General features: G+C 67.7%; 6 protein-coding genes and 1 pseudogene. 6 read left to right on the top strand and 1 reads right to left on the bottom strand.

Features of this window, described 5'->3' with window-relative positions; translation table 11 throughout:
- Nucleotides 1-354: pseudogene (locus B207_RS42230) on the top strand (trifolitoxin immunity protein); the annotation flags it as partial.
- Nucleotides 355-480: 126 nt separating this feature from the next.
- On the opposite strand, the gene B207_RS0131555 reads toward B207_RS42230, so the two are convergent.
- Nucleotides 481-675 carry a DUF3073 domain-containing protein gene (locus B207_RS0131555; protein ID WP_018640690.1) on the bottom strand — a complete coding sequence of 65 codons (195 nt, stop codon included), beginning with the start codon at nucleotides 673-675 and terminating at the stop codon, nucleotides 481-483.
- Between the two features lie 1,155 nt (nucleotides 676-1,830).
- Here B207_RS0131555 and B207_RS0131550 point away from each other — a divergent pair.
- From B207_RS0131550 to B207_RS0131520, 5 genes are all read left to right on the top strand, one after another.
- A complete protein-coding gene (locus B207_RS0131550) occupies nucleotides 1,831-3,645 on the top strand; it encodes a phosphoenolpyruvate carboxykinase (GTP) (RefSeq protein WP_018640689.1) in 1,815 nt (604 codons plus the stop codon).
- A 336-nt stretch (nucleotides 3,646-3,981) separates the two neighbouring features.
- Nucleotides 3,982-4,314, top strand: coding sequence for an ArsR/SmtB family transcription factor (locus B207_RS0131545; RefSeq protein ID WP_018640688.1), 333 nt, complete (start codon nucleotides 3,982-3,984; stop codon nucleotides 4,312-4,314).
- A 264-nt stretch (nucleotides 4,315-4,578) separates the two neighbouring features.
- A complete protein-coding gene (gene rpoD / locus B207_RS0131540) occupies nucleotides 4,579-5,712 on the top strand; it encodes an RNA polymerase sigma factor RpoD (protein ID WP_018640687.1) in 1,134 nt (377 codons plus the stop codon).
- Between the two features lie 117 nt (nucleotides 5,713-5,829).
- The gene (locus tag B207_RS0131535; protein ID WP_018640686.1) at nucleotides 5,830-6,183 is read left to right on the top strand and encodes an ArsR/SmtB family transcription factor; all 354 of its coding nucleotides are present in this window, start codon (nucleotides 5,830-5,832) and stop codon (nucleotides 6,181-6,183) included.
- A 767-nt stretch (nucleotides 6,184-6,950) separates the two neighbouring features.
- Nucleotides 6,951-8,678: a SulP family inorganic anion transporter gene (locus B207_RS0131520; RefSeq protein ID WP_018640684.1), complete on the top strand. Its 1,728-nt coding sequence runs from the start codon at nucleotides 6,951-6,953 to the stop codon at nucleotides 8,676-8,678.
- Nucleotides 8,679-8,885 lie beyond the last annotated feature (207 nt).

The raw sequence follows: 8,885 nt of genomic DNA, 5'->3' as shown, positions 1-8,885 counted from the left end.
AAGAACACCGTCTACCGCGGGCGCGGCGATGGGCTACGGCCTGTCGCCTTCCTCGACTGGGATCTGGCCTCCCCTGGGGAGCGGATCCATGACGTCGCCCGTGTCTGTTGGCAGTTCCTTGGCCTTGGCCCCGCGGTGGCCGATACGGATGAGGCGGCGCGGAGGGTCAGGCTGATTCGTGACGCCTACGGACTGCACCGGCATGCGCCTCTGATCGAGAGGATCCTGTGGTGGCAGGACCGCTGCTGGCGCGGCATTCAGGCAGGAGCCTCGGCGGGCGGCCCGGGGGCGGTGCGGCTGCGCGAAGCCGGCGCCGCAAACCCGAGCAGCGACGGGGGAGGGGCACGGACCTGACCTGGAGGCGAATTCCGGGGCTCTGCACGCCTCCCTCAGCCATCCGGCGCTGTACGGCGGCGGTGGGGTCATCGCCGATGAGCGCTACAGGGTTTCCAGCTTCGGGTGCGGCGTCGGCGGTTGGGCTCAGCCGGTTGGCATCCAGTTCTCGTCCGCCGGGTCGGGGGTCTGCGGGTCCGGGAGTTCATCGCGGTCGTCGTGGTCCCGGGTGGGCGTGTCGCCGAGGTCTGATTGGAGCCGGTCGAGATCCAGGTCGGTGGAGGCGTATTTGAGTTTGCGTGCGACTTTCGTGTGCTTGGCTTTCGCCCGTCCGCGTCCCATGGAACGACCCCTTCCAGCCATTGTGCACCTCCGCTGCGGTGCTCGTTGTGTCCGATGCCTTCCGAGAGTGCGAGGCGACACGACTCCGTCGCATTCTTCGGTGTCGGTTTCTTACTCGAGATAGTTCTAGTTCCGTGACCGGCAGGGTTCGCCCCGCAGATCAGGAACTGGATTTCATGTGATCATGAGGGGTAGCGGCGCTTCGCCGGGGGCCCTCGACACGATCTGCTGGATCCGGTCGCGGCTTGACTGTCATAGCGTCAACAGTGGGGAAGTCGATCCAGATGTCTCCCGATGTCGACGAATGCCCCGCGGCGGGCGCCCGTTCGTTTTCATCCCATCCGGGGCACGTCGGTGGCCATCGGGCCGGCCAGCGTGTCCCAAGATCCGGCCAGCGTGTCCCGAGATCAATCCGCGTTGGTACCGCGATACCTGCAGCACCTCCTTCGCGACCCGACCGTCCATGCCCCGGCCCCGCCTGAGCTCGTCTCCGCCTCGATCGCCGCGAGTAGATCCCACACCGGCACCAGCCCCACCGCCCTCCGCTGGACACCGCACCGCGCCGCTCCGGATACCGCGCCGCTCCGGACAGGGTGCGGGAGTGCCGACCGGCGGACCCGGGAACCGACCCACGCCGCACGCGATCACGAGAGCCGCGCCGGGGGGCGCCGCGCAGGAAGACCCCGCCACGTCCGGAGCGCTCCACACATCAGCTAACCACAATGTCGCAACTTGATGAAGTCTTCAATCCCCATGTGATCGCCGAGAGTGGAGTGTGACAGTCGCCGGGGCGGCGGAGGCCGCCGAAGATCCTTCCCGCCCCCTGGCGGCTCTCCGGGGTCAGCGGCCGGTTCTCGCGGGCGGTGCGTTCCCCGGTACGCCGAACGCGAGCCTTCGACGGGGCTGCGCCGCTCATGCATGACCGTTGCGCGCGCGGTCTGTGCCCGGGTGCGCGTCGGGTGGTCAGGGGTCCGGAAGAACTCCGCCCTCAGCCGGCGTCGCGGCGTCGCGACACGTCCCACTCGGAGTACGCCCGCCGCCGGGTGTGCGGAGACCTGCTGACGATCTCTGCGGTCAACGTTCGACAACCTGACAAGTTCGTCAGATAGAAGGAGTACAGTTCAACCATCCAACGGTCTGTCGAAGGAGTGGGAGATGCCCGTCACGATCCCGGGCCTGCAGTCGATGCCGACGACGCACCCGGCACTGTTGGAGTGGGTCGCCACGATCGCCGACCTCACCCAGCCCGACCGGGTCCACTGGTGCGACGGCAGCGACGCCGAGTACGAGCAGCTCTGCGCGGAGCTGGTCGCCAAGGGCACGTTTCTCCGCCTCGCCGAGGACAAGCGGCCTGGCAGCTACTACGCCGCGAGCGACCCCAGCGACGTCGCCCGCGTCGAGGACCGCACCTTCATCTGCTCGAAAAGCCAGGACGATGCCGGTCCCACGAACAACTGGACCGACCCGGACGAGATGCGCGTCACCCTGCGGAACCTGTTCGCGGGCTGCATGCGTGGCCGCACCATGTACGTCGTCCCGTTCTGCATGGGACCGCTGGGCTCACCGATCTCCGCACTCGGCGTCGAGATCACCGACTCGGCCTACGTCGCGGTCTCGATGCGTGTGATGACCCGGATGGGCCGACCAGCCCTCGACCAGCTCGGCCAGGACGGCTTCTTCGTCCCCGCCGTGCACAGCGTCGGGGCACCGCGCCAGCCCGAGCAGCCCGACGTCGCCTGGCCCTGCAACACCACCAAGTACATCGTCCACTTCCCCGAGACCCGGGAAATCTGGAGCTACGGCTCTGGATACGGCGGCAACGCCCTGCTCGGCAAGAAGTGCTACGCGCTGCGGATCGCCTCGGTGATGGCCCGTGACGACGGCTGGCTCGCCGAGCACATGCTGATCCTCAAGCTCACCGGCCCCGGTGGGAACACCCATTACATCGCGGCCGGTTTTCCGAGTGCCTGCGGCAAGACCAACCTCGCCATGCTCGTCCCGACCATCCCCGGCTGGAAGGTCGAGACCGTCGGGGACGACATCGCCTGGATGCGCTTCGGAGACGACGGACGGCTCTACGCCGTCAACCCCGAGGCCGGCTTCTTCGGTGTCGCCCCGGGTACCGGCCGGGCGACCAACCCCAACGCCATCGATACCATCCACAGCAATTCGATCTTCACGAACGTTGCGCGCACCGATGACGGAGACGTGTGGTGGGAGGGGCTGACCGAGAAGCCTCCGGCACATCTCATCGACTGGCAGGGCCGCGACTGGACACCGCAGTCCGTGACACCGGCCGCGCATCCCAACGCCCGTTTCACCGCCCCCGCCGGGCAATGTCCGACGATCGCCGCGGAATGGGCCGATCCGGCCGGCGTTCCGATCTCGGCGATCCTGTTCGGTGGCCGTCGTGCCACCGCCGTGCCGCTGGTCGTCGAGTCCACATCCTGGCAGCACGGTGTCTTCCTCGGTGCGACCGTCTCCTCCGAGACCACCGCCGCCGCGGCCGGGACGGTCGGCGAGCTGCGCCGCGACCCGTTCGCCATGCTCCCGTTCTGCGGCTACAACATGGGCGACTACTTCACTCACTGGCTTGCCGTCGGCAGACGCGCCGGGGCGCGGCTTCCGCGCATCTACCACGTCAACTGGTTCCGCAAACACCCCGACACGGGCGCGTACCTGTGGCCCGGCTACGGCGAGAACAGCCGGGTCCTCGCCTGGATCATCGGCCGACTCGACGGGGCCACGCAGGGCCGCGAGACACCGCTCGGTGTAGTCCCCACACCCGAAGCCCTCGATACCGACGGCCTGGACGTGACCGAAGACGACTTCAACCTGCTCCTGTCCGTTGACCGTGCCGCCTGGGAACACGAAACCGACATGATCCGTCGATACTTCGCCGACCTTGGCTCCCGCGTGCCCGACGCCCTCTGGGTCGAACTCGCGGCCCTCGCTGACCGGCTGCGCTGACACCATGTCCTACGCATCACGCCCCACCACGTGCCCCAACGGGCTCGGTCACCGCCACAGCCTGGCACCGATGCCGGCTGACACCGATGCCGGTGACCGATGCCGGCGACCGATGCTCCGGCCACACCCCGACCCCCGCTGCGGCCGGGGTGTGGCCTAGCCGTTCCTGTTGACAGCATTGCTTTGGCCCCGTTATCCACCGTCGGTGGCTGTTGATAACTGAACTACACCGCTCCAATCTGATGAAGTTGTAAGGTTGTCCAGTTGTGTGACGAGCTGTCGGACGGGCGCCATGCCTGACAGGCGGCGGGTAGCTGGAGGTCGGAGGGAGGTCGTATGGCGACGCCGCTGTACCAGTTGAAGGCGGAGTTCTTCCGGACCCTTGGCCACCCGGCGCGCATCCGGGCGTTGGAACTGCTCAGCGAACGGGAGTGGTCGGTGAGCGAGCTGGTGCCCGAGGTCGGGTTGGAGGCGTCACATTTGTCCCAGCAGCTCGGGGTGCTGCGCCGCGCCGGGCTGGTGACGACCCGTAAGCAGGGTACGACCGTGTTTTACGCAGTGGCGTCGCCGGAGATCGTGACGTTGCTGGCGGTGGCCCGCTCAATCCTGACCGGCGTGCTACACGAGCAGGCCGACCTGCTGCGCGACCTACTCGCCGCCGACTCCTGAACATCCCGACGGAATCAGCGAGCACAGCAGATCACGACCATCGAAACGGTGATCTCATCTCGAGAGGACCGGGGGACTGTTGGCGGCGACCCAGCCAACAACCAATGTATGGAGAGAGCGTCCGCGATCGGGCGGCGCCTCACGGACATCGCTACATTCTGCCGCATCCGACGCCGAACATAGGTGCTGACTGACATGAGTCGGCCTTTCTACGAACATGACGAGACACCGCCCACAGATCTGACCGCCCCCGACGAAGCCACAATGAAAAAGGTCGGAGATCTCATCGCGCGAGGTAAGGAGAACGGTTTCGTCACCCCGGACGATGTTGTCGCCACGCTACTCGCAGCGGAGTTGCCGCCAGAGAGAAGCGGCGTTGTCCTGCAGTTGCTCGCGGAGGACGGAATTGAGGTCCTCGACGAGACGGGCGGGGACGCTTCAGAAATGCTTGGCCGGCGCCGCGAGGGAGAGGAACTCGCGGCCACAGCGCTGCTCTCGGACCCGGTACGGATGTATCTCAAGGCCATCGGCCGGGTGCGGTTGCTGACCGCGGAGGAGGAGGTCGATCTGGCGAAGCGGATCGAGGCCGGCCTGTTTGCCTCCGAAAAGCTCGCTGCCGTCCGAAGGAACTCCCCGCGGCTGCGTAGGGACTTGGCGGCGATCGAGCAGGACGGCCAGGTCGCCAAGCGTAAGCTGGTGGAGGCGAACCTGCGCCTGGTGGTGTCCATCGCCAAGCGGTACGTCGGCCGGGGCATGCTGCTGCTGGATCTGATCCAGGAAGGTAACCTGGGCCTGATCCGGGCGGTGGAGAAATTCGACTACACAAAGGGATACAAGTTCTCCACCTACGCCACCTGGTGGATCCGGCAGGCTGTCACGAGGGCCATCGCAGACCAAGGGCGCACCATCCGTATTCCGGTACATATGGTCGAGACAATCAGCAAGGTGACACGGATCCAGCGACAGCTATTGCAAGACCTGGGCCGGGAGCCGTCGCCGGAAGAGATCGCCACACACGTGGACCTCGCTCCGAACAGGGTGGCGGAAATTCTCGCGGTCGCGCAGACGCCGGTGGCCCTGGAGACCCCGATCGGCGCGGAGGGGGACTCCCAGCTCGGAGACCTCATCGAGGACAACGAGGCGATCGTGCCGTTCGATGCGGCGAGCGCCGTCCTCCTGCAGGAGCAAATCGACTCTGTCCTACACACGCTGTCCGAGCGCGAGAAGAAGGTCATCCAGCTTCGGTTCGGTCTGACCGACGGCCAGCCCAGGACGTTGGAGCAGGTAGGCCGGGAATTCGGGGTGACCCGGGAACGGATCCGGCAGATAGAATCAAGAACTCTGGCGAAGCTAAGCCACCCGGCACGTTCACAGCGGCTACGCGACTACCTGGGATAGTTGGGTTGCTGCCCGACCGGTGTTGGAGGACACAGAAGATCGGGCATGGCCGCGGCCGGTGTCCGGCCTGGCAGTCTGGGATCTGGTCGGGTGGGACGGCGATAGAGGTGACGGGCGATGGGGCGGGTACCGCTGTACCAGGCGAAGGCGGAGTTCTTCCGCATGTTGGGCCATCCGGTTCGGATCAGGGTGCTGGAGCTGCTGCAGGACGGGCCCATGCCAGTACGGGATCTGCTGGCAACGATCGACGTCGAGGCATCGAACCTGTCCCAGCAGCTCGCGGTGCTGCGCCGGTCCGGCATCGTCACCGCGACCAGGGAGGGGCCGACGGTGATGTACGCGCTCGCGGGTGGGGACGTAGCCGACCTCATGCGGGCGGCGCGTCGGATCCTGACCGAGATGGCTGCCGGGCAGGCCGGGCTGTTGGCCCAGTTGCGCGAAGCGGATCCGAGCTCACTGCGAGCGCAGTGATCGCCGCATGGGCGCGCGGAATCGTGCGGGCACGGGCGTACGGAATGTCATGTAGTCCCCACGGGGCAGCGTTGAGGGCCGCGTGCACACACTGCACGCCGGTCCGTTCCGGCGGCGGCGGCGGCGGAGGCTCAGGTGCTGCTCGGGCGCCGGCATCCGCGAGATCACCCTCTACGATCCGGTCGCCTGAGGCGTCCAGACTCTGCATCGGCTCGCGGCCCAGCTCGATCTGAGCGTCGACCTGGTCGCGCTGGTCGACGTGGTCGCGCTGGGCGGCGCCACCGGAGAGCGTCGCGGCCCGTCGTCCGATGACCCTCATGGCGCGCCTGGCTGTAGTACGCGCCATCGTCGAACAGGCACCGCCCGGCGGATCGCTGCCGCCGCTGGACCATCCCCGGCTCCCGCCGGCGACCGCTGAAGCCGCCCTCTGAGTTCTGCCCTTCCAGGAGAGTCACCCGGGGACGCGGGATCGATGGCGGTTCGGCCTCTCCGTCTTCTCCATCGTGTACCCCTCGGCCCGGCGGTCGGGTCCGGTGCGGTCTCCGATGTCACACCAACTCGCCTACCGTCTTGCATCCAAGACATCGACACTTGAAGAAGTATTCATCTTGTCATCTCCCGTCCCGGGGGTGACGGAGATCCACCCTGACGATGATCGGATTGTTCATGTTGTTCATGCACCCGACCACCCCGCCCGTCCGCAGCACCCTTGTCTCGCCACGATGAGTACCGCCTCCCTACGGTGGGTGGCGCCGCTTCGTCGGCTCATGCCCGGCCGAGCCGATGCGCTGGCCGTGCGCCGTCAACCGGCCCGCGATCTGATCGCGGGGATGACCGTCGCGGTGGTCGCGCTGCCCCTCGCGCTCGGATTCGGCGTCTCCTCCGGCCTGGGCGCAGCCGCGGGACTCGCGACCGCCATCGTCGCGGGCGCCGTCGCGGCTGTCTTCGGCGGATCGAACCTGCAGGTGTCCGGCCCCACCGGGGCCATGACCGTGGTCCTCGTACCGATCGTGCACCAGCATGGTCCGGGCGGCGTCCTGACTGTCGGTCTGCTCGCTGGAATGATCCTGCTCGCGCTCGCCGTCCTGCGCGTCGGCCGCGCGATGCGCTACGTACCGGCTCCTGTGGTGGAAGGATTCACCGCCGGGATCGCCGCGGTGATCTTTCTTCAGCAGGTTCCCGCCGCGTTGGGGGTACAGCCACAGGACCGGGACGCGGTGACCTCCGTGGCCTGGGGAGCCATCACCGACTTCGCCCGCCGGCCGCACTGGACCGCGCTCACGCTTGCCGCCGCGGTCGTGGCGTTCATGACCGTCGGCGCCCGGCTGCGGCCCACGGTGCCGTTCTCGCTGGTGGCCGTCGCCCTCACCTCGATTCTGGTCGCGGCGAGTGGATGGGACGTCGCCACTCTCGGCGCACTGCCCGCGACCCTGCCCAGTCCCTCGCTCGGGTTCCTCGACATCTCCGCCATCCCGACCCTCGCGACGGCCGCGGTGGCGGTGGCCGCGCTGGCCGCCCTGGAAAGCCTGCTCTCCGCCAGCGTCGCGGACGCGATGACCTCCGGTGAGCAGCACGACCCCGACCGGGAGCTGTTCGGCCAGGGCCTGGCCAACCTCGTCGTTCCGCTGTTCGGCGGAGTACCCGCCACCGGCGCGATCGCCCGCACGGCCGTCAACGTCCGGTCCGGCGCATCCTCGCGCCTCGCGGCCCTCACCCACGCCATGGTTCTCGCCGGGATCATGCTCGTGGCGGCGCCCCTCGTCGCACGTATCCCGCTGGCCGCGCTCGCCGGTGTCCTCCTCGCCACGGCCATGCGAATGGTGGAGGTCGCCTCGCTGCGTGCCCTCGGCCGCGCGTCACGCTCCGACGCGGTCGTCATGATGCTGACCGCCGGAGCGACCATCGCTCTTGACCTCGTCGTCGCCGTCATCCTCGGCTTCGTCGTCGCCGGGGCTCTCGCGCTGCGGCAGATCGCCCGCAGCGCGCGTCTCGAGGAGGTGCCTTTGAGCGCGGCCGACCACCACGACGCCGACCAGGCTCTGCTCGCCGATCACGCGCTGCTCACCGAGCACATCGTCGTCTACCGCATCGACGGACCCATGTTCTTCGCCGCCGCCCACCGCTTCCTTCACGAACTCACCGCCATCGCGGACGTCAAGGTCCTCATCCTCAGACTTTCCAAGGTCAGCGCGATCGACGCCACCGGCGCAATCGTCCTGCGCGACATCATCGACCGCCTCGAACACCGCGGCATCACCGTCTATGTTTCAGGCCTGCGACCCGAACACACAAGGACCCTGATTGCCGTCGGCCTGCTCGACCGGCTAAAAAAGCAAGGACACGTGTTCGACTCCGCCGCGGAGGCCATCCAGGCCGCCCGGGGCCATCTCCACCACACCGGAACTCTCGCGGGAAAAGAAGGAAAAACCGTAAATGCATCCGCCGGTTCTGTGGCGCCGACGGATGTCACGGTCCTGGCGGTTCCCGAGGCATGATTGGGTGATGAGCTCGGCGTCGTGGGAGTGTCCGGTCAGTTGTCCCGGCGCCGTAGTGAGAGTCCCTGTCGGAGTGGGGGCCTGGCGAGCCGAGGCGAGGTCGATGTGATGGATGTACCCCTGCCGGGCGGTCCGGTGAACACTGTCGTCCGCAGCGGCGCCACGGTGCGCAGACCCCTGCCGCACCGCGCCGGCTTCGTGCACGAG

The sequence above is a fragment of the Parafrankia elaeagni genome (genome assembly GCF_000374165.1).
In the GTDB taxonomy this organism is placed as follows: Bacteria; Actinomycetota; Actinomycetes; order Frankiales; family Frankiaceae; genus Parafrankia; species Parafrankia elaeagni.
Note: the sequence above shows the minus strand (reverse complement) of the source record. Positions and strands in the feature narration are given on the sequence as shown.

What these genes read in the sequence shown, in the direction of transcription:
- rpoD (WP_018640687.1), top strand. Translation starts at nt 4,579, where the DNA reads ATGAAAAAGGTCGGAGATCTCATCGCGCGAGGTAAGGAGAACGGTTTC.
- B207_RS0131535 (WP_018640686.1), top strand. Translation starts at nt 5,830, where the DNA reads ATGGGGCGGGTACCGCTGTACCAGGCGAAGGCGGAGTTCTTCCGCATG.
- B207_RS0131550 (WP_018640689.1), top strand. Translation starts at nt 1,831, where the DNA reads ATGCCCGTCACGATCCCGGGCCTGCAGTCGATGCCGACGACGCACCCG.
- B207_RS0131555 (WP_018640690.1), bottom strand. Translation starts at nt 675, where the DNA reads ATGGGACGCGGACGGGCGAAAGCCAAGCACACGAAAGTCGCACGCAAA.
- B207_RS0131520 (WP_018640684.1), top strand. Translation starts at nt 6,951, where the DNA reads ATGCCCGGCCGAGCCGATGCGCTGGCCGTGCGCCGTCAACCGGCCCGC.
- B207_RS0131545 (WP_018640688.1), top strand. Translation starts at nt 3,982, where the DNA reads ATGGCGACGCCGCTGTACCAGTTGAAGGCGGAGTTCTTCCGGACCCTT.